The sequence below is a fragment of the Methylobacterium sp. J-118 genome (assembly GCF_057836565.1).
The window spans coordinates 4,399,203-4,417,685 of record NZ_JBYQFA010000001.1 but is presented as its reverse complement, the minus strand read 5'-3'; the positions used below and the strand labels follow the sequence as shown (position 1 = coordinate 4,417,685).

At 67.9% G+C, this 18,483-nt stretch carries 17 protein-coding genes; 5 read left to right on the top strand and 12 right to left on the bottom strand.

Translation table 11 applies throughout. From position 1 onward, the window contains the following. Positions 1 to 2: 2 nt before the first annotated feature. The 10 genes from AC3IF3_RS21600 to AC3IF3_RS21555 form a co-directional block, all read right to left on the bottom strand. Positions 3 to 3,137, bottom strand: a complete 3,135-nt coding sequence (locus tag AC3IF3_RS21600) for an efflux RND transporter permease subunit (RefSeq protein WP_489230273.1) — start codon at positions 3,135 to 3,137, stop codon at positions 3 to 5. Positions 3,138 to 3,180: 43 nt separating this feature from the next. Further along, positions 3,181 to 4,371 (bottom strand): efflux RND transporter periplasmic adaptor subunit, encoded by a 1,191-nt coding sequence (locus AC3IF3_RS21595; protein ID WP_489230271.1) that lies wholly within the window; start codon positions 4,369 to 4,371, stop codon positions 3,181 to 3,183. Between the two features lie 25 nt (positions 4,372 to 4,396). After that, positions 4,397 to 5,020 (bottom strand): TetR/AcrR family transcriptional regulator, encoded by a 624-nt coding sequence (locus AC3IF3_RS21590; RefSeq protein ID WP_243967311.1) that lies wholly within the window; start codon positions 5,018 to 5,020, stop codon positions 4,397 to 4,399. A 642-nt stretch (positions 5,021 to 5,662) separates the two neighbouring features. Then, on the bottom strand, positions 5,663 to 6,730 hold the full coding sequence (gene flhB / locus AC3IF3_RS21585) for a flagellar biosynthesis protein FlhB (RefSeq protein WP_489230270.1): 1,068 nt from the start codon (positions 6,728 to 6,730) through the stop codon (positions 5,663 to 5,665). A 12-nt stretch (positions 6,731 to 6,742) separates the two neighbouring features. After that, positions 6,743 to 7,504 (bottom strand): flagellar biosynthetic protein FliR, encoded by a 762-nt coding sequence (gene fliR / locus AC3IF3_RS21580; RefSeq protein ID WP_243967313.1) that lies wholly within the window; start codon positions 7,502 to 7,504, stop codon positions 6,743 to 6,745. A gap of 51 nt (positions 7,505 to 7,555) precedes the next feature. Further along, on the bottom strand, positions 7,556 to 7,822 hold the full coding sequence (gene fliQ, locus AC3IF3_RS21575; protein ID WP_489230269.1) for a flagellar biosynthesis protein FliQ: 267 nt from the start codon (positions 7,820 to 7,822) through the stop codon (positions 7,556 to 7,558). 154 nt (positions 7,823 to 7,976) lie between these two features. Then, positions 7,977 to 8,291 (bottom strand): flagellar hook-basal body complex protein FliE, encoded by a 315-nt coding sequence (fliE, locus tag AC3IF3_RS21570; protein WP_243967315.1) that lies wholly within the window; start codon positions 8,289 to 8,291, stop codon positions 7,977 to 7,979. 19 nt (positions 8,292 to 8,310) lie between these two features. Beyond that, positions 8,311 to 8,718, bottom strand: coding sequence for a flagellar basal body rod protein FlgC (flgC, locus tag AC3IF3_RS21565; protein WP_489230268.1), 408 nt, complete (start codon positions 8,716 to 8,718; stop codon positions 8,311 to 8,313). 47 nt (positions 8,719 to 8,765) lie between these two features. After that, positions 8,766 to 9,170, bottom strand: a complete 405-nt coding sequence (gene flgB / locus AC3IF3_RS21560) for a flagellar basal body rod protein FlgB (RefSeq protein ID WP_489218150.1) — start codon at positions 9,168 to 9,170, stop codon at positions 8,766 to 8,768. A 69-nt stretch (positions 9,171 to 9,239) separates the two neighbouring features. Beyond that, positions 9,240 to 9,677, bottom strand: a complete 438-nt coding sequence (locus AC3IF3_RS21555) for a hypothetical protein (protein WP_489230267.1) — start codon at positions 9,675 to 9,677, stop codon at positions 9,240 to 9,242. A gap of 381 nt (positions 9,678 to 10,058) precedes the next feature. Between AC3IF3_RS21555 and AC3IF3_RS21550 the strand changes: the two genes are divergently transcribed. Next, the gene (locus AC3IF3_RS21550) at positions 10,059 to 11,351 is read left to right on the top strand and encodes a hypothetical protein (protein ID WP_489230266.1); all 1,293 of its coding nucleotides are present in this window, start codon (positions 10,059 to 10,061) and stop codon (positions 11,349 to 11,351) included. A gap of 584 nt (positions 11,352 to 11,935) precedes the next feature. Beyond that, positions 11,936 to 12,157, top strand: coding sequence for a hypothetical protein (locus AC3IF3_RS21545; RefSeq protein ID WP_243968151.1), 222 nt, complete (start codon positions 11,936 to 11,938; stop codon positions 12,155 to 12,157). 15 nt (positions 12,158 to 12,172) lie between these two features. Here the strand turns inward: AC3IF3_RS21545 and AC3IF3_RS21540 are convergent, their stop codons facing one another. Next, positions 12,173 to 13,477: an MFS transporter gene (locus tag AC3IF3_RS21540; protein ID WP_489230265.1), complete on the bottom strand. Its 1,305-nt coding sequence runs from the start codon at positions 13,475 to 13,477 to the stop codon at positions 12,173 to 12,175. 310 nt (positions 13,478 to 13,787) lie between these two features. Here AC3IF3_RS21540 and dnaN point away from each other — a divergent pair, with 310 nt between their 5' ends. The 3 genes from dnaN to recF all read left to right on the top strand — a co-directional run bounded on the left by dnaN (position 13,788) and on the right by recF (position 16,594). Beyond that, complete coding sequence (gene dnaN / locus AC3IF3_RS21535; protein ID WP_243968153.1) at positions 13,788 to 14,909, top strand: DNA polymerase III subunit beta; 1,122 nt, start codon at positions 13,788 to 13,790, stop codon at positions 14,907 to 14,909. Positions 14,910 to 14,921: 12 nt separating this feature from the next. Continuing rightward, positions 14,922 to 15,173 (top strand): type II toxin-antitoxin system ParD family antitoxin, encoded by a 252-nt coding sequence (locus tag AC3IF3_RS21530; protein WP_489230264.1) that lies wholly within the window; start codon positions 14,922 to 14,924, stop codon positions 15,171 to 15,173. Between the two features lie 284 nt (positions 15,174 to 15,457). Next, entirely contained in the window at positions 15,458 to 16,594 is a 1,137-nt protein-coding gene (gene recF / locus AC3IF3_RS21525; RefSeq protein WP_243968157.1) for a DNA replication/repair protein RecF, read from the top strand. A 50-nt stretch (positions 16,595 to 16,644) separates the two neighbouring features. Here the strand turns inward: recF and AC3IF3_RS21520 are convergent, their stop codons facing one another. After that, positions 16,645 to 18,336 (bottom strand): methyl-accepting chemotaxis protein, encoded by a 1,692-nt coding sequence (locus AC3IF3_RS21520; RefSeq protein WP_489230263.1) that lies wholly within the window; start codon positions 18,334 to 18,336, stop codon positions 16,645 to 16,647. Positions 18,337 to 18,483: the final 147 nt, after the last annotated feature.

Genomic DNA, 18,483 nt, shown 5'->3' with positions numbered 1-18,483 from the left:
TCTCAAACCTCTTCAAGGGCGAGAGCCGGGGCCGTGCGCCGTGGTTTGACGCGGAAGAGGGTGAGGACGCTCACGAAAAAGACCGGCACGAAGAGGATCACCAGGAAGGTTGCGGTGACCATTCCGCCGACCACCGCTGTGCCGATTGCCACGCGGCTCGCCGCGCCGGCGCCCGTCGCGAAGGCCAGAGGGAGCGTCCCGAAGACGAAGGCGATCGAGGTCATCAGGATCGGGCGCAGCCGTTCCTGTGCGGCTTTCAAAGCGGCTTCGGGTAGTGCGGTTCCGGAATCAAAGAACGCCTTCGCGAACTCGACGATGAGGATCGCGTTCTTGACCGCCAGACCCACGGTGGTCAGCAAGCCGACCTGAAAATAGACGTCGTTGGCGAGGCCATGCAGCAACGTCGCAAGGATGGCTCCGAGCGCCCCAAGAGGCACCACCAGCAGCACCGCCAGCGGCACCGGCCAGCTCTCATAAATCGCGGCCAGGCACAGCAGTACCGCCACGAAAGAGATGGCATAGAGCGGAGCTGTCTGCGAACCGGACTGGACTTGCTCGTAAGACAGCCCTGTCCATTCATATCCGATGCCGGGGGGAAGCGCCGCCGCGATGGCCTCGATTGCCGCCATCGCAGTACCGCTGCTGACTCCCGGCGCTGGCATACCGAGGATTTCGCTGGAAATCAGGCCGTTATAACCCTCGACCTTCTGCGCGCCCGTGGTCCAGCTAGCTGATAGAAAGGCGTCGAAAGGCACCATCCCGCCGGAGCTGTTGCGCACATACCAGCGTGCGAGATCTGAGGGCAGCATCCGGCTGTCCGCATTTCCCTGCACGTATACCTGCTTCACGCGGCCGGAGCGGTTGAACTGATTGACGTAGGTCGATCCGAAGGCCCCCTGAATCGTCGCGTTTATATCTGCAGTCGCGACACCGAGGGCGTTGGCCTTGGCGTGGTCGATCTCGAGCCGGTATTGCGGCGCGTCCTCTAGCCCATTAGGTCGCACACCGACGAGGCCTTGAGTGCGGGCGGCCGCGCCTAACAACTGGTTGCGTGCCGCGATCAGGGCTGCGCGACCGACTTGCCCACGGTCCTCAAGCTGGAGGTCGAACCCTGTCGCGTTGCCGAGCTCCATTACCGCAGGCGGCTGAAAAGCAAAGATCATCGCCTCCCGAGCCGACCCGAAATGCTGCATCAGCCTGCCCGCCACGGCGGCGGCCGCTTGTGCTGGTGCCGTGCGTACGGACCAGTCCTTCAGCTTGACCACCAGGAAGCCGGCATTCTGTGCCTGGCCGGAGAAGTTGAAGCCCACCACAGAGAGCACGGAATCAACATTCTTCGTCTCGGAGCGGAGTAGGTAATCTACCACTCGAGCGTTGACGGCCGCGGTTTGTTCGGCAGTCGCGCCCTGTGGCAGCGCCACCTGTCCGAACAACATCGCCTGGTCTTCATCCGGTAAAAAGCCCGATGGCAGTTTCAGGAACAGCGCTGCCGCGGCCGCGGAAAGGACAGCAAAGCCGAGTAAGGCGAGGCGGCGGCGGCGCACGAGCTTAGCGACGATGTGCGCGTAGCGGCCGTTGACCGCGTCAAAACCTCGGTTGAAGGCTGCGCCCAGTCCCCTTTCAGTGGTCGTTTCGACATGAGGCTTCAGTAAGGCCGCGCACAGCGCCGGAGTCAGAACCAAGGCGACGGCCACTGAGAGAAGCATCGCCGCGATGATCGTGACAGAAAACTGCCGGTAGATCACACCCGTAGATCCACCGAAGAACGCCATGGGAAGGAACACGGCCGACAGGACCAGACTGATGCCGATCAAGGCGCCGGAGATCTCGTCCATCGACGCGCGGGTAGCGTCACGGGGCGAGAGATTACGCTCCCGCATTAGGCGCTCGACATTCTCGACGACGACGATGGCATCGTCAACGAGTAGGCCGACGGCAAGTACCATGGCGAGCATGGTCAAGGTGTTGATTGAGTAGCCGAATGCTATCAGGACACCGAAGGTGCCGAGAAGCACGACCGGCACCGCGATTGTCGGGATCAGCGTGGCGCGAAGGTTCTGAAGGAAGACCAGCATCACCACAAAGACGAGGGCGATTGCTTCAAGCAGCGTCTTCACCACCTCCTCGATCGACAGGGTGATGAATGGCTCGGTGTCGAGGGGATAGACGAGTTCTAGGCCGGGCGGGAAGAAGCGAGATAGGCGATCAAGTTCTGCCTTCGCAGCGCGTTCCGTAGTGAGCTGGTTGGCGCCCGCTGCGAGTTTCAACGCGAGCGCGCCCGCGGGTTTGCCGTTGTAGGACGAGGTAGTGGCGTAACTCTGCGCGCCGATTTCAATTCGCGCCACGTCTCGCAGGAGCACCTCCGACCCACCCTGCGCGACCTTCAGCAGAATGGCACCGAATTGTTCGGCCGTGGTCAGGCGCGCCGGACCGATGATCGTGGCATTCAGGCGCTGACCGGCCCGCGCGGGGAGGCCACCCAGTTCGCCCGCAGAGACTTGGATGTTCTGGGCGTTCAGCGCCGTGGTGACATCGGAGATCGTGAGCGCGTACTTGAAGAGCTTATCGGGATCAAGCCATATCCGCATGGCGTACTCGGCGCCGAAAAGCGTAAAATCGCCAACACCGGGAATTCGCGTTAAAGCGTCTTGAAGATTAGAGGCGATGTAATCATTGATGTCATAGCCGGACATGCTGCCGTCGACGGATCGAAGCCCTACAATGAGCATGAAGTTGCGCGTCGCCTTGGCGACCCGGATCCCCTGCTGCGTGACCTCGCTGGGAAGGCTCGCCTGGGCTAGGGAAAGCTTGTTCTGAACCTGCACCTGAGCAATGTTGGGATCTGTTCCCTGTACGAAGGTGCAATCGATCTCCATAGAGCCGTTCGCCTGCGTCGAGGAGGCGATGTACTGCAGACCGTCGAGCCCAGTCATTTGCTGCAGGATTGGCCGCACGACGGTGTCGGCCACGGTCTCGGCGGAGGCACCAGGGTAGGTGACCGAAATCGAGATCTGTGGCGCTGCGATGCTCGGATACTGGGCGATTGGCAAACGGGTAATCGATAGTCCGCCGATCAGCATGACGGCAAGGCCCATGACCCAGGCGAAGACCGGTCGATCGATGAAAAAATGCGACATTGATGTCTTCCGACTAATCAAATTCTCGGAGCGACGCTCTCGATTAAGGCTGGAGCGGATCCAACGGCGCACTGGCGGACGGGGCCGGTTGCACCCGGGCACCCGGCCGCACCTTCATCAGATTGTCGGCGATGACCTTGTCGCCGGCCTTGAGGCCGCCGGTGATCAGCCAATCGGTGCCGATAGCCGGCCCGGCCTGGATCGCCCGCAACTGCGCGGTATCGCCATCGCCGAGCACGAGGACTGTGGGATCACCGTGAGCGTTGCGCGACACCACCGTCTGCGGCAGTAAGATGCCCTGGTGGTCGACGCCTTCCTGTATTTCCGCCCGCACGTACATGCCGGGCAGAAGAAGGTGATCGGGGTTCGGGAACACCGCTCGGACGAGCACGGTGCCGGTCCCCTGGTCGACGGTGACTTCACTGAAGGCGAGCTTGCCGGCTTGAGGATAGAGACTGCCGTCTTCGAGCAGTAGGGTTACCTTGGCACCCCCGTCTGAGTCGCGAGCGATCTCGCCAGACGCTAGTTCGCGGCGGAGCCGGAGCAGGGTCACCGTCGATTGATTCAGGTCGACATAGATTGGATCGAGCTTGGTAATGGTTGCCAGCGCGCTGGTCTGATTGGACACGGCAAGCGAGCCCGCCGTGACAGTCGACCGGCCGATGCGTCCAGAGATCGGCGCCAGGACCTTAGTGTATTCAAGGTTGATCCGTGCCTGCTCTACACTCGCACGCGCCGTTTGAATATCAGCAGTCGCCTCTTTCGCGCTCGCGACGGCGTCATCGTAATCCTGGGAGCTGACCGCCCGCATGCCGACGAGGGACTTGTAGCGGCCAGACTTGACCGTCGCCGTGGTGAGGCTCGCCTCGTTATGGGCAAGTGTTCCCCGCGCGCTGTCGAGCGCGGCTTGATAGGTTGCCGGGTCGATTTGATAGAGTTGCTGCCCCTCGGTGACGTCAGATCCCTCGATAAAAAGGCGCTTCAGGATCACACCGCTGACCTGGGGCCGCACGTCGGCCGTCATAGTGGCCGCCGTGCGGCCCGGAATCGTGATTGTGCGTGCAACGGACCGGGGCGTAACCGTCAATACCGATACGTTCGGAGGCCCGCCTTGGCCGGGATCGCCAGGCGGATTTCCGTTGGGCTGGCAGGCAGCCAAGCCGGCAGCCAGCAGGCCGCAGCCGACCAGAACTACAGCGGCTGGATATAAATTTTCGCAAGTAACGAATTTCATCACCCATCACCTCGTGGCAAAATTTTTAGCGGGAGACGCGGCTTAGGAAACGGATTTGACGCTGATACGCGAAGATCCGCTCAGACCGCTCCCGTTGCGCGATGAGGAGGGGCTCAAAAGCATGCGTGAAGCAGTCGAAAATCGCTGCCCCTGTCTCCTCGCAATTACCAGCTGATATCTCTCCGGCTTGCATGCCTTGCCTAATTAGACGCACGAAAGCTTCTTTAATGGAGGCGCGAAAATCTTCGATGAAGCGCCACTTGTTCGTAAACCGTGCCACTTCGACGTCGATCAATCCGACGATGAACTCGGCGTCAGTCGCCGCGTCAGGTGCCAAGGATTGACGATCGAGAAAGTGATCGAGTCGCATCACGATTTTCTCAATTCGATCCCAAATGGAGGAGTCCATCGCGACGACCAACTCAATCTCTTTCAGGACCACGGCGGTTTTTCGAATACCGATAGCTTCGAGAATTTCACTCTTGCTGCTGAAATGCTTGTAAACATTGGCCGGCGACATGGCCAAGTCACGGGCGATGTCGGCAATGGTCATCTTTGCCGGTCCGAAGCGACGCGCCAGTACATCGGCTGAGTCGAGAATGCGCTCGCGCATACCGACCGCGATAGAGCTCGACTGTACGGGGCTCATGCGTCCGCCTCAGTGTCAGGTGACGAATTTCGTCACCTCCCTACAGGATGCGTGGTGGTTTGGATAGAGTGCGTTCGGAGTTGGCCCTGGACGCTTTGGAGTGAGCCGTCACCCAGCGCAGGCCCCGTGACGAGATTCCTCCTACGGACCAGGGTATACGAACTGGCCTTCGGCAGCCTCTGTAACGAGGCGAGCGCGCTGGGCCTGTCGCAAACGCGTGGCGTTTACCCCGCGTTAACCATCCGGCCTGCATGGCGCCTCCGTTTTCGGAGGCCGACCATGATCCTGTCCGCCGTTGCAGAACCGCCTACTTGAGTTCTGCTTCGGACCTCAGGTGGTTAACAAAACCCAACAACAAGACGAACCGTGCCTCTGCTGCGACCTGCCTCTCGGTTTGCGACAGGCTCCGCACGATTGCCGGACGCGAGCGGACCGGACGCAATGTGCGTGAATATCGGTTCTGATCCCGAGTTGCCCTGGATATCGCGTGCCGTAAGGACCGCGAGGTGGGTGTCACAGGCGCCGACCCGTATCCCGGGCGTATGCTAACGGCGCCTGCCACGAACGCGGCTGCCGGGGCGCGGTGTGCAACGCACAGTACGCCTCGTTCCGAAGCGTGCCCTTATGCGAATGCAGCACTACCTAGGCCGCCCGTTTCCGCAGGCGCAGGACGAAGCCGATCACCTCGGCCACCGCGCGGTAGTGCTCGGCCGGGATCTCGCGGTCGATCTCCACGGTGGCGTGCAGCGCGCGGGCGAGCGGCGGGTTCTCGATCACCGCGACGCCGTGCTCGGCCGCCACCGCGCGGATTCGCAGGGCGAGGCTGTCGATGCCCTTGGCGACGCAGATCGGCGCCGCCATCCCGGTCTCGTAGCGCAGGGCCACCGCGAAGTGGGTTGGGTTGGTCACCACCACGGTGGCGGTGGGCACCGCGGCCATCATCCGCTTCTTCACCCGGGCCATCCGCAGCTGCCGCAGGCGCCCCTTGACCTCCGGGTTGCCGTCCGACTCCTTCATCTCCTGCTTCAGCTCCTCCTTCGACATGCGGTGGCGCTTGCGCCAGCGGAACCGCGCGTAGAGGGCGTCGCCCAGCGTGATCGCCAGGTGCATGCACAGCATGCCGACGAGCAGCCGCAGGCTGAGGGACAGGATCGCCGGCAGGGACGTGGCGGGGTCGATCTGGGCGAACGCCTCCAGCCGGTCGCGGTCGTTCCACAGGAGGACGCCGCCGACCACGCCCACGGCGCCGATCTTGGCCAGCCCCTTGCCGAACTGGAACCACGCCTCGACGCCGAGCAGGCGCTTCACGCCGGCCATGGGCGAGAGACGCTCGAATTTCGGCATCAGCGTCTCGGGGCTGAAGACCAGCGGGTGCTGCAGGAGGCCGGCCGCGAGGCCCGCGGCGGCGGCGAGACTCACCGGCACGGCCACCGCCTGGAGCCACAGCCAGAGGCCCTGCACCGCCGCCGCCCGCATGGAGGCGGCGTCGTCCGGGAGGGTATGGGCGTTCGCCAGATAGGCCTTGAGCCCGTGCAGCAGGGTCCGGGCGATGCCCGGCGCCGCGAGCATCAGCGCGAGGGTGAAGGCCCCCAGGATCGCGAAGGTGTTGATCTCGGTGCTGCTCGCGACGTCGCCGCGCTCGATCGCCTGGTCGAGCCGCCGCTGGGACGGCGCCTCGGTCTTGTCCTCGTCGTCCGCGCCCTCGGCCATCCCGCGTCTACCTCAGCGCCCCACCGACTCGGCGAGATACCGCCCCATGTCGTCCAGAAAGACGCCCATCATGACGCCGAGGCAGCCGATCAGGATCACCGTGCCGACCAGCACCGAGGCCGGGACCGCCAGGAAGAACACCTGGAGCTGGGGCATCAGCCGCGACAGCACGCCGAGCCCGAGGTTGAACAGGATGCCGAAGGCGATGAACGGCCCGGAGATCTGCATCGCCAGGGTGAAGCCGCGGGCGAGCGCCCGGGTCGCCAGCATCAGCGCGTCCGAGAAGGCCGGAACCCCGTCGGGGGGCAGCACCACATAGCTGTGGGCCAGGCCCTCGATGGCGAGGTGGTGCAGGTCGGTGGCGAAGATCAGCGTGATCCCGAGGAGCGACAGGAAGTTGCCGATCGCCACCTGCTGGCCGCCCTGGCTCGGATCCACCGTCATCGCGTAGGACAGGCCGAGCTGCGCCGAGATGATCATGCCGGCGGTCTGAAGGGCCGCCAGCACCATCCGCACTGAGAGGCCGAGGACCAGCCCGACGATCGTCTCCCCGAACAGGAGACCGATCAGGCGGGGTCCCGCGAGGCCCTCCGTGCCGCCGAGCAGCGGGCGCACGGTCGGGAACAGCACCAGGGTGGTGAGCAGCGCGAAGGCCAGCCGCAGGCGCGGCGACACCATCTGCTCGCCGATCCCGGGCATCAGCATGATCAGCGTGCCGACGCGCGCGAAGGTGATCAGGAAGGCCGAGGCGATCCCGGGCAGGAGCAGGTTCATCGCCGCCCCTATGGCACGCCGATTGGGACCCTGTCGTGACCGGAGCGGGCCTCACTGGCCCGTCGCGATCCGGGCGGCGATGCGGGTCATGTAGCCGGCCATGGCGTCGCCGATGAAGGGCAGCATCAGCAGCAGCGCGGCGAACACCGCCACGACCTTCGGCACGTAGATCAGGGTCTGCTCCTGGATCTGGGTCAGGGCCTGGACCAGCGAGACCGCGAGGCCCACCGCGAGCGAGACCAGCATCAGCGGTCCGGCGATCTTCAGGAACACGAAGATGCCGTCGCGGGCGACGTCGAGGATGGCGAGTCCGGTCATGGTGACGACGGGTCCGAACGGAGGAAAGTCATGGATTCAAAAGGTCCGGGACCCTTTGCGGGTGCAGGGTGGCGCCCTGTTGTCGGCCTATGCCCGACCATACCAGGGCTCCGCCCCGATGCCCCGCCAAAGGGCTTGCCCTTTGGGATTCCCATCAGATCTGCATCCGCATGATCTCCTCGTAGGCGGAGATCATGCGGTCGCGGACGGCGACCATGGTCTGGAGGGCGGTCTCGCTCTCGGCCACGGCGGTGACCACGTCCACGACGTTGGCCTTGCCGGCGGCGGCCGAGACCGCCTGCGCGTCGGCCCGGCGCCCGGCATCGCCGACGCTGTCCAGGGTCTGCCCCAGGAACTGCGTGAAGTCGGTACCGGTCTCGGCGGCCGACGGCACCTTGGGAACCGGCCGGCCGGCGGCGAGGCCCTGGACGGCCGCGTAGGCGCCCGCGGCGAAGTTGCTCGAAGCCATCGCTACGCGTCCTCCCCGATCACTTCAGGATCCCGAGCGTCTGGGACAGCATCTTGCGCGTGGCGGTGACCATGTTGAGGTTCGCCTCGTAGGAGCGCTGGGCCTCGCGCAGGTCCATGTTCTCGATCAGCGCGTTGACGTTGGGCATTTGCACCTCGCCCCGGGCATTGGCCGCGAGGTTGCCGGGCTCGAACTTGGTCCGGAAGGCGGAGGGGTCGCGCCGGACCCGGCCCGCCTCCACGAGCCGCGCGCCGGTCTCGTCGTCGAGATGGCTGGTGAAGCTCGGGATCTTGCGCCGATAGGGCTCCGCCCCGGCCGAGGCCGGCGCGGAATCGGCGTTGGCGATGTTCTCGGCGATGATCCGCATCCGGCCCGACTGGGCCTTGAGGCCGGCCGCCGCCACCGCCATCGACTTGCTGAATTCCATGGTTCAGGCCCCTCCTGCCGCTTCCGGGCGCTCGACGTCGCGGACGCTCAGCTCTTGCCGATGGCGATCTTCAGGGTCGTCAGGCTGTGCTGGTAGAGGGAGGCGGCGAGCTGATAGTCCGACTGGTTGTCGCCGGCCTTCATCATCTCGTCCTCGAGGTTGACGCCGTTGCCGCTCGGCCGGATCTCGAAGCCCTTGGCGCGCTTGGATTCGGTGCTGTCCCCCCCCTGCCCGGCGGGGGCCAGATGGGCCGGGCTCGTCAGCGCCAGGGTGGTCGAGCCGGAGGCCAGGGCCCCCGTGGCCCGGTCGAAGCGCGGCTCCACGAGGTCGCGCGGCTTGAAGCCCGGCATGTCGGCATTGGCCACGTTCTCGGCGATCAGGCCCTGGCGGGCCTGGGCCCATTGCATCCGGGTGCGCAGCATGCCGAGCACGGGCAGGTCGGTGAGGGCCATGGTCGACTCCGGTCTGGCGTCGCCCCGCGCCGGAACGAGCGGGCTCGGCAAAATCTGCCGTGCCCATGGTTAACGGCGCGTTAAGCCCGCCTCTCCCACGGGGTCGGAACCGGAATCGGCCTCGTCGCAGCGGGCGAAGAAGCAGCCGGGCACAGGGGCGGCTTCGGGCGCGTAGTGGCCGAAGGGGCTCGACTCCCCGTAGGGCGCGATCGGCGCGTCCAGGCGCGCGGCGATCGCGACATCCCGGCCGTAGTCGCAATTCGGCGCATAGGCGATCGCGCAGACCGCCCGGACCTGCCGGTTGCAGTCGTTGTAGACCTGGAAGACGTACCACCGGGCATCGCCGGCCCTCTGGGCGCCGCGCCTGTAGGCCAGGCACCGGGCGGGAGCCCCGTCGGTCCGCGCGCCGCGCTCGTAGGTGGTCCAGTTCGGAGGCTGCGGTGCCGCCGCGGCCGGCAGGTTCGCGGCCAGGAGGATGAGGAGAGGGGCCGGGCGGGTGCGGTGCATCTCGGGAGGCTGTCGGCTACCCGCGGGGGCGGGCGAACGCCCCGGGTCTGCCCGCCCGATGTATCGCGGATGTCTCCGGCCTCTGCTGGCCGGGAGCCATGCCGCCCGTCCGATCCGAAGCCCGCGCGGCTTCGGCAACGCTTCACCGCCGCGACGGGCGTCGCGCGGTCGATGCGGCTTCGCCGAGACCGCGAGATGACGGCCCAAAGCATCATTTCACGACGTATTGTCTTGATAGCGATGATTTAAAAGGTCTGTTAACGACCCCTTAACGTCGTTTGCCCTGCAGCCCCCCTGGCGTGGTATGGACAAGCCCTTGCCGGGCGCGGACCTGCGGCGGCCGGAACGTGCGAGTGCGTAACCTTGCGATGGCTGCAATCCGTGTTCGGTTCTGACGGCTCCCCCATCGTGCAATATGTCGTGATCTTCGCCGTCATCTTCACGGCGCTCGCGGCCATCGTCTTCACGGTACGCCGCCTGACCGGTCGCAGCGTGGCGTTGCCCGGGCGCGGCGGCGGCCGGGGGCGCCAGCCGCGGCTCGGGATCGTCGACGTCTACGAGCTCGACCGCGCCCGTCAGCTGATCCTGCTGCGCCGGGACAATGTCGAGCATCTGCTCCTCGTCGGCGGGCCCAACGACGTCGTGGTCGAGCGCAACATCCAGCGCGCCCAGCGCCCGCTGCCGGAGGCGTCCCTGCGCGGGGACGCGGGCACGGAGTCCCTGGACGAGCCGTTGCCGGACCCGCTGGTGCAGGGGGGACGCCTCCCCGAGCCGCCGCGCGCGCTGCCCGAGACGGCCGGGCGGCGCGGCGAGCCCCTGTTCGATCCGGGCTTCGAGATGCCGGTGATCGTGCCGCCCCCCGTGCCGCGCTCCGCGGCCGGCCCGTCCCTGACCCTGCCCCTGGATCCCGCGCTGCTCGGCGGCGACGAGCCGGGCCAGGATGTCTCCGCGCCCCTGTCGCCCGCGCCGCCCGTCGCCGCGCCGCCGGCCGCGCCGGTCCGGGAGCCCGCCGCCCCGCGCCGGATCCTGAGCCGGACCGCGCCGCCCCTCGTCGATCCGCGGCCGGCCACGGTCTCCGAGCGCCCCCCCGAGGCCGTGCCGGCCGCGGAGCCGGCGGCGCGGCCTGCCCCGAGCCTCGCCGTTCCATCCGATCGCCGAACCGTCGATCCGGCGGTCCTCTCCGATATGGCCCGCCAGCTCCAGGCGGCGCTGTCGCGCCCCACCTCCGCGGTCACCCCGGCGCCGCCGGCTGCCCCGTCGCCCCTCGCCCCGGCCCCCCTCGCCCCGTCGCCCCTCGCCCCGCCGCAACCGGACCCTCCCGCCCCGCCGGACGCTGTCGATCCGCTGGCCGCCGCGATGGCGTCCGCCCCGCCGGTCGCGCCGGCCGAACCGGTGCCGACCGTCGCCACCCCCGCGCCGCCGGTCCTCCCGGCCGCTGTTCCGGCTGCCCAGCAGAAACCGCAGCCGCCGCAGCCGCCGTCCCCCGCCCCGATCGCGCTCCCGCCCGCAGTGCCGCCGAAGGCACCGCCGGTGTTCCGGCCGCCATCCGCGCCGCAGCCGGCACCATCGGCGCCCAAACCCGACGCCAAGACCTCGGGCAACCCGTTCTCCGTCGAGGAGATCGAGGCCGAGTTCGCCCGCCTTCTGGGGCGCCCGCTGGACAAGCAGGGCTGACGGTTTTCTCCGGGCCTGACGATGTCCGCCTCGGGGACCGGGGAGGCCTCCGTTGGAGGGCACGGATCGCACCGGGACGCTCGATCCCGCACCAATCCGGTTCCCTGGCGGCCGATGTTCACGCGGCGCTGCCGGATAGGGGTGACGGCGGGTGCGAGGCGCGTCTCCCCCTCCCCCCTTTCGGGTGAGGGTGGCCCCTGCGTCGGCTGGGGTCGGCCCGGGACAAGGTCCCGCAAGAGGAGAACCCGGTTTCCGAAGAAGGCAGAGCCGATGTGAAGGCTCGCGCCTTGTGCTGAAGCGTCGCTCCCCTCCCCCGCCCTCCTTCGGGGGCCGCACTCCCCCGCAGAGGCTACCGGATCCACACGTCTCCGGCTGACACCAACATCGTGAAAGGAAGGCGCTGTTCCCCTCCCCCTTGCCGGGAGGGGTCAGGGGTGGGGGTGGTGCAGACGGCACCGCACCGTTCGATCCTGCACCACCTCCAACGCCTCGGATGGCCCCGGCCGCGCCGATGCGGGCCGGGCGCACGCCGTTCACGATCGGTTAACCCTCTGCTGGAACGCTCCGGTGCGATGGAGGAGCCGATGCTCGCGTTGAATGCCGATACCGCCCGTCGCAGCCGCGCTTATCGGGCGTTCAAGCTCGACCGCGCCGGACGCGTCGCCTCCGCCGAGATCGTCGCGGCCGAGGACGACGGCCAGGCGCGCCGTCAGGTCCGCGCCATGGTGGGGCGCTGCACGATCGAGCTCTGGGAGCGGACCCGGTTCCTCGGCCGCTTCGAGCCCGCCGCGCCGGGGCGGCCCTGAGCCGGGCCGCGCCACTCAGCGGCCGGATGTCTCCGGCATGGCCAGGACCGCGAGGAAGCTGAGGATCGCGGCGGCGGCCAGATAGACTCCGACGAAGCCGATTCCCCCGACCGCGACGAGTTCCTGGGCGATGTAGGGCGCCCCGGAAGCCCCCAGGATCCCGGCGAGGTTGTAGGTGACCGAGGCCCCGGTATAGCGGACCCGGGTCGGGAACAGCTCCGGCAGGACGGCGCCCATCGGGCCGAACACCCAGCCCATGGCCAGGAGGCTGAGGCAGAGGAAGCCGAGGACCGGTGGCCATGACCCGGTCCCGGCGGCCGTGCCCAGCATCGGCCCCATGAGGAAGCCCAGCAGGAACACCGCACCCATCCCGGACAGAAGGACCGGCCTGCGACCGAACCGGTCCGCCGCCGCACCCGACACGACGATGCCCAAGGCCATGAAGCAGACCGCGATGCATTCGAACAGCAAGAAGGTCGGCCGCGGGTAGCCGAGGGTGCCGGTGCCGTAGCCCAGGGCGAACACGGTGGAGAGGTAGAACACCGCGTAGACCGCCACCATCGCGAAGGTGCCGACCAGGACCGCGCGCCCGTGCTGCGTCAGCATGGTGGCGAAGGGCACGCGCTCCGGGCGCGCCTGGCTGAGGGCCGCCCTGAAGGCCGGCGTCTCGGTGAGCTTCAGCCGGACGTAGAGCCCGACGCCCACGAGCGCGGCCGAGGCCAGGAACGGCAGGCGCCAGCCCCAGGCCTGGAAGCTCTCGGAGGACAGGCCGAAGCTCAGGGCCAGGAAGCCGAGATTGGCCAGGACGAAGCCCACTGGCGCGCCGAGCTGGGGGAAGATGCCGTACCACGCGCGCCGGCCCGGCGGCGCGTTCTCCACGGCGAGCAACGCCGCCCCGCCCCATTCCCCGCCGAAGCCGATGCCCTGGCCGCAGCGCAGCACGCACAGGGCCGCCGGCGCCCACCAGCCGACGGCGGCGTAGCTCGGCAGGCAGCCGATCAGGACGGTGGAGAGGCCCATGATCAGGAGCGAGGCCACCAGGGTCGCCTTGCGGCCGACCCGGTCGCCGAAATGCCCGAACAGGGCCGCCCCCACGGGGCGCGCCACGAAGGCGATCGCGAAGGTTGCGAAGGCGCTGAGCTGCTGCACGCCCGGCGCCCCGGCCGGGAAGAAGACCGGTCCGATCACCAGCGCGGCGGCAGTGGCGTAGATGTAGAAATCGAAGAACTCGATCGCCGTGCCGACGAAGCTCGCGGCCAGGATCCGGCCGGCACTCGGTGCCGCGCCTGTCGCGTCGGCGGTCTCTACGGTCTGCAGCATGGTTCTGGCGGAAACGGATCGGGATTGGTCGCGGCGCTTTCGCACGCGGCGGGTCGCGCGGGAACCCTGAATCCGGCTGGCTGGGCCTGAGAAGGGCCGCGTTCGCAGACTGACGCGCGCCTGCTCAGGGTTATGATCGAGCGCGGGTTCCCGGCGGAAAACCGCGGGGCTCCTGTGCGAAACCCGCTCGGGTCGCTGTGCGGTGCACCCGCGCCGGCCTTGCGTTCCCCGGTCCCGTTCGCCAAGCTGAACGGCCATATTCCGCGACGGATGCCGGCCGCGGCGCCGTCCCCACCACTCGAGTATTGCGATGAGAGTCACTGTCGAGCGCGCGGCCCTGCTCAGGTCGCTCGGCCACGTGCACCGGGTCGTCGAGCGCCGCAACACGATCCCGATCCTCTCCAACGTGCTCCTGCGCTCGGAGGGTTCGAGCCTGCAGCTGCGGGCGACCGATCTCGACATCGAGGTCACCGAGAGCGTGCCGGCCGACGTCGCCGATGCCGGCGCCACCACCGTGCCGGCGCACGTGATCTACGACATCGTCCGCAAGCTCCCCGACGGCGCCCAGGTCTCCCTGGAGACCGGCGGCGAATCCGGCCAGATGACGATCCGCTCCGGACGTTCGCGCTTCGCCCTGGGCGCCCTGCCGGAGGGCGATTTCCCGGATCTCGCCGCCGGCGAGATGCCCCACGGCTTCGAGATCGCGAGCGCCGACCTCAAGCGCCTGATCGACAAGACGCAGTTCGCGATCTCCACCGAGGAGACGCGCTACTATCTGAACGGCATCTACCTGCACACGCTGGAGACCGAGGGCGGCCCGGTGATGCGCGCGGTGGCCACCGACGGACACCGGCTGGCCCGGGTCGAGATCCCGGCCCCGCAGGGCAGCGTCGGCATGCCGGGCGTGATCGTGCCCCGCAAGGCGGTAGCCGAGATCCAGAAGCTCCTCGACGACGGCGGCGAGACCGTGGCGGTCGACCTGTCGCCCGCCAAGATCCGCCTGCGCTTCGCGGGCGGCCTGACCCTGATCTCCAAGCTGATCGACGGCACCTTCCCGGATTACCAGCGGGTGATCCCGGCCAACAACGACAAGCGTCTGACCATCGAGCGCGACGCCTTCGCCAAGGCGGTGGACCGGGTCTCGACGATCTCGTCCGAGCGCGGGCGGGCGGTGAAGCTCGGGCTCAGCGAGGGGCGCCTGGCGCTCTCGGTCAACAACCCGGATTCGGGCAGCGCCACGGAGGAGCTCGACGTCGACTACGAGGCGGCCGGCCTCGATATCGGCTTCAATGCCCGGTACCTCCTCGACATCACCGCGCAGCTCGAGGGCGACACCGCGCTGTTCAAGCTCGCCGATCCGGGCTCGCCGACGCTGATCCAGGACCGCGAGGGGGCGCCGGCGCTCTACGTGCTGATGCCGATGCGGGTGTAGGTGCAGGCTGCCATGCCGAAAACCGTCATCCGCGATCCCGGTCAGGAAGCCTCACGCGATCGCCTGATCGCGGCGGGGCGCTACGGTTCGCCGGAGGAGGCGGTGGCGGCCGGTGTCGCGTTGTTCCGCCCGCACGAGGATCGCCTTGCGACGCTGCCTGAGGCTTGGCGGGAGGGAGTCGCGAGTGGAGATTACGAGCCGCTCGACGCCACGCCGGATGCCTCGGCGGCGCGCTATGCCGCCATGGAAAAGGCCGGCCCTTGAGGCCTATCGTCGTGTGGCGGCGAGCCCGAACCGATCTGCGCGAGATCGGTGACTTCATGGCGGCCGACAATCCGACGCGCGCCCGCAGCGTCGTCCCGGAGTGCGCACCCGTTGTCAGGCGCGCGGTCGCCGGCCGATGATGGGCAGGCCCGCGCCGGAGATTGCTCTCACCGTACGGATCCTCAGATTCCGATCTTCCCTGATCCTTCATCGCAACCTCGACGACCGCATTTCGATCGATCGCGTGCTGCACTCGGCGCGCGACCGCTCCATCGTGCCGCCTTATGAGTGAACTCGACACGGCTCGATCCACACGCCTCACCCGGTTGATCGCCCGCGACTTCCGCAATCACGCCGATCTCGAACTGAACCCCGGCGCCCGCTTCGTGGCCCTGGTCGGCGAGAACGGCGCCGGCAAGACCAACCTGCTGGAGGCGATCTCCCTGTTCGTGCCGGGCCGGGGCCTGCGCCGGGCCGAGTTCGCCACCATGGCGCGATCGGGCGGTCCCGGGGGCTTCGCGGTGTCGCTCACCCTCGACCGGGACGGCGCCGAGCACCGGCTCGGCACGGGGCTGGAGCCGCCGGGTCCGGACGGCCGCACGAGCCGGCTCTGCCGGATCGACGGCGCCCCGGCCTCCTCTCCGGTGGCCTTCAGCGAATTCGTCCGGGTGGTCTGGCTGACGCCGGATCTCGACGGCCTGTTCCGCGGCGCGGCGGGCGACCGGCGCCGGTTCCTCGATCGCCTCGTGCTGGCGGTGGATGCCGGCCACGGCGCCCGGGTCTCCGCGATGGAGCGGGCCCTGCGCTCGCGCAACCGCCTCCTGGAGGACCGGACCGACGACGATCGCTGGCTCGACGCGGTGGAGCGGGAGGTGGCCGAACTCGGCGTCGCGGTGGCGCTCGCCCGCCGCGAGACCGCGGAGCGCCTGGACCGGCTGATCGCCGAGACCCGGGACGATGCGCAGCCCTTCCCCTGGGCGTCGATCCGCCTGGAGGGCGACCTCGACGACCTCGTGGCGGTCTGGCCGGCCATCGAGGCCGAGGACCGCTTCCGCCTCGCCCTACGCAACGGCCGCCACCGGGACCGGGCGGCGGGCCGCACGCTGATCGGGCCGCAGACCAGCGATCTCGTGGTCCGTCACGGCCCCAAGGACGTGCCGGCGGGCACTGCCTCGACCGGCGAGCAGAAGGCCCTGCTGATCGGCCTCGTCCTCGCCCATGCCCGGCTGGTGCGGGCGATGAGCGGCATCGCCCCCGTGATCCTGCTCGACGAGGTGGCGGCGCATCTCGATCCGCGCCGCCGGGCCGGCCTGTTCGAGGCGCTCGATGCCCTGCCCGGCCAGGTCTGGATGACCGGCGCTGACCCGGCTGCCTTCGCGCAGGCCGGCGACCGGACCGAGGTGCTGCGGATCGGAGCCTAGATTCCCGGCAGAGCCGCCGGAACGGTGGGGGTTGGTCTCGTGACGCTGCGCTAAGCGGCCCGGATCGTGGCCAGGAAGCGGGACACCTCGGCGCTGAGATACTCGGACTGGCGCGACAACTCGCCGGCCGCGCCGAGCACCTGGCTGGCGGCCGCACCGGTGGCTTCCGAGGCCTGGGCCACCCCCGTGATGTTGCTCGTCACCTGATCCGTTCCGGTGGCCGCCTGGGAGACGTTGCGGACGATCTCCTGCGTCGCCGCGCCCTGCTCCTCCACGGCGGCCGCGATGGTCGTGGCGACCCCGTTGATCTCCCGGATGCGCGCGGTGATCGTGTCGATGGCCGAGACCGCCTGACCGGTCGTCCCCTGGATCTGGCCGATCTGCTGGCTGATCTCCTCCGTGGCCTTGGCGGTCTGCGCTGCCAGTTCCTTGACCTCGGCCGCCACCACGGCGAAGCCGCGGCCGGCTTCACCGGCGCGCGCCGCCTCAATCGTGGCGTTGAGCGCCAGGAGGTTCGTCTGGCTCGCGATGTTGGAGATCAGCCCGACCACCTCGCCGATGCGGCTGGCCGCCTGGCTCAGCTCCTGCACGAGGTGCTGGGTCTGGTCGGCCTCGCCGACGGCCGTCTGGGCGAGGTTGGCCGAGCCGAGCACCTGCCGGCCGATCTCCTGCACCGACGAGCCCAATTCCTCGGCGGCCGCCGCCACGGTCTGCACGTTGGCGGAGGCCTGCTCGGCCGCCGCCGCGACGGTGGTGGACTGGCTGGCCGTCTCGGTGGCGCTCGACGTCATGCTCTGGGCGGTGGCCTGCAGTTCCGTGGCCGAGGATGAGACCAGCCCGACGATGCCGCCGACCGCCCGCTCGAATCCGTCCGCCAGCTCCAGCATGGTGCGCTTCCGCTCGGCCATGGCGGCCTCGTCGGCGCGCCGCTTGACCTCCGCCTCCTCGGCCGCCTTCCGCGCCACCATCGCCTTGATGCCCTCGACCGCCTTGCCGACGGCGCCGATCTCGTCGCGGCGGGCCGCTTCGGCGATCTCGGCCTCGATCTCGCCCTTTGCCATGCGCTGCAGGACCTTGACCAGGCGATCGAGCGGGCGCGTGATGCCGAATACCGCGATGAACACCGCAGCGACCAGGCCTGCCAGCATCCCCAGGGCGCTGAAGATCATCAGGTTCTGCCGCGTTTCATTAGTCTGATTTGTCAGGTCGTCCGACGATTTCGACGTATAGGCCGCAATGTCCAGGGCGAGCTGGCTGCCGTCGGCCAGCAAGATCGAGAAGATCGGATCGATCGCCGCATGGACTAGCGCAATGGCCTTGTCGTTCTGGTTGGCGGAGCCGAGTCGGCGCACCTCGCTCACGTCGCGCAGGTAGCGTTCGATGCGGGTCGCCTGTTCATCGATGCGCGTCGCGAAAGTCGGCGCATGAGAACGCAGGACGGGCAGCAACGCCTTCACCTTGGGCACCGCGGCCTCGAAGCCTTTATTGGCGTCCTGAATCTGATCCGGTTCGGTCTCCGCGATGACGCGATAGATCCAGTAGTTGAGTTCCGTCATCAGGCGGTTCAGGTAGCGGGTCTCGGCGACGGCCGCCGCCTCGTTGACGGTGAAGCTGCTGTATGCGTCGTCGATCTTCGTCATGCGCGATTGTGCGTACCAGACGCATCCGCCGACGATCAGGCTGATCAGTGCGATGACGGCCGCCAGCTTGGGCAGCACTTTGATGTTCGACAGCCGCAGCATGGCCTTGCCCTCCGGGTTTGGCACTGTGAGACGGATTCCGTCCTGTGTAGATTCTGTATCTTAAAAATCTGCGAAAAATCGAATTATGCGGTCAATATATTTACAAATATCTATGGCGATCTATATCAATATACATGCTCTTGATCG

Excerpts from the sequence above, each read along its gene's own strand:
- AC3IF3_RS21600 (WP_489230273.1), bottom strand. The coding sequence starts at position 3,137 with ATGTCGCATTTTTTCATCGATCGACCGGTCTTCGCCTGGGTCATGGGC.
- AC3IF3_RS21595 (WP_489230271.1), bottom strand. The coding sequence starts at position 4,371 with ATGAAATTCGTTACTTGCGAAAATTTATATCCAGCCGCTGTAGTTCTG.
- AC3IF3_RS21590 (WP_243967311.1), bottom strand. The coding sequence starts at position 5,020 with ATGAGCCCCGTACAGTCGAGCTCTATCGCGGTCGGTATGCGCGAGCGC.
- flhB (WP_489230270.1), bottom strand. The coding sequence starts at position 6,730 with ATGGCCGAGGGCGCGGACGACGAGGACAAGACCGAGGCGCCGTCCCAG.
- fliR (WP_243967313.1), bottom strand. The coding sequence starts at position 7,504 with ATGAACCTGCTCCTGCCCGGGATCGCCTCGGCCTTCCTGATCACCTTC.
- fliQ (WP_489230269.1), bottom strand. The coding sequence starts at position 7,822 with ATGACCGGACTCGCCATCCTCGACGTCGCCCGCGACGGCATCTTCGTG.
- fliE (WP_243967315.1), bottom strand. The coding sequence starts at position 8,291 with ATGGCTTCGAGCAACTTCGCCGCGGGCGCCTACGCGGCCGTCCAGGGC.
- flgC (WP_489230268.1), bottom strand. The coding sequence starts at position 8,718 with ATGGAATTCAGCAAGTCGATGGCGGTGGCGGCGGCCGGCCTCAAGGCC.
- flgB (WP_489218150.1), bottom strand. The coding sequence starts at position 9,170 with ATGGCCCTCACCGACCTGCCCGTGCTCGGCATGCTGCGCACCCGGATG.
- AC3IF3_RS21555 (WP_489230267.1), bottom strand. The coding sequence starts at position 9,677 with ATGCACCGCACCCGCCCGGCCCCTCTCCTCATCCTCCTGGCCGCGAAC.
- AC3IF3_RS21545 (WP_243968151.1), top strand. The coding sequence starts at position 11,936 with ATGCTCGCGTTGAATGCCGATACCGCCCGTCGCAGCCGCGCTTATCGG.
- AC3IF3_RS21540 (WP_489230265.1), bottom strand. The coding sequence starts at position 13,477 with ATGCTGCAGACCGTAGAGACCGCCGACGCGACAGGCGCGGCACCGAGT.
- dnaN (WP_243968153.1), top strand. The coding sequence starts at position 13,788 with ATGAGAGTCACTGTCGAGCGCGCGGCCCTGCTCAGGTCGCTCGGCCAC.
- AC3IF3_RS21530 (WP_489230264.1), top strand. The coding sequence starts at position 14,922 with ATGCCGAAAACCGTCATCCGCGATCCCGGTCAGGAAGCCTCACGCGAT.
- recF (WP_243968157.1), top strand. The coding sequence starts at position 15,458 with ATGAGTGAACTCGACACGGCTCGATCCACACGCCTCACCCGGTTGATC.
- AC3IF3_RS21520 (WP_489230263.1), bottom strand. The coding sequence starts at position 18,336 with ATGCTGCGGCTGTCGAACATCAAAGTGCTGCCCAAGCTGGCGGCCGTC.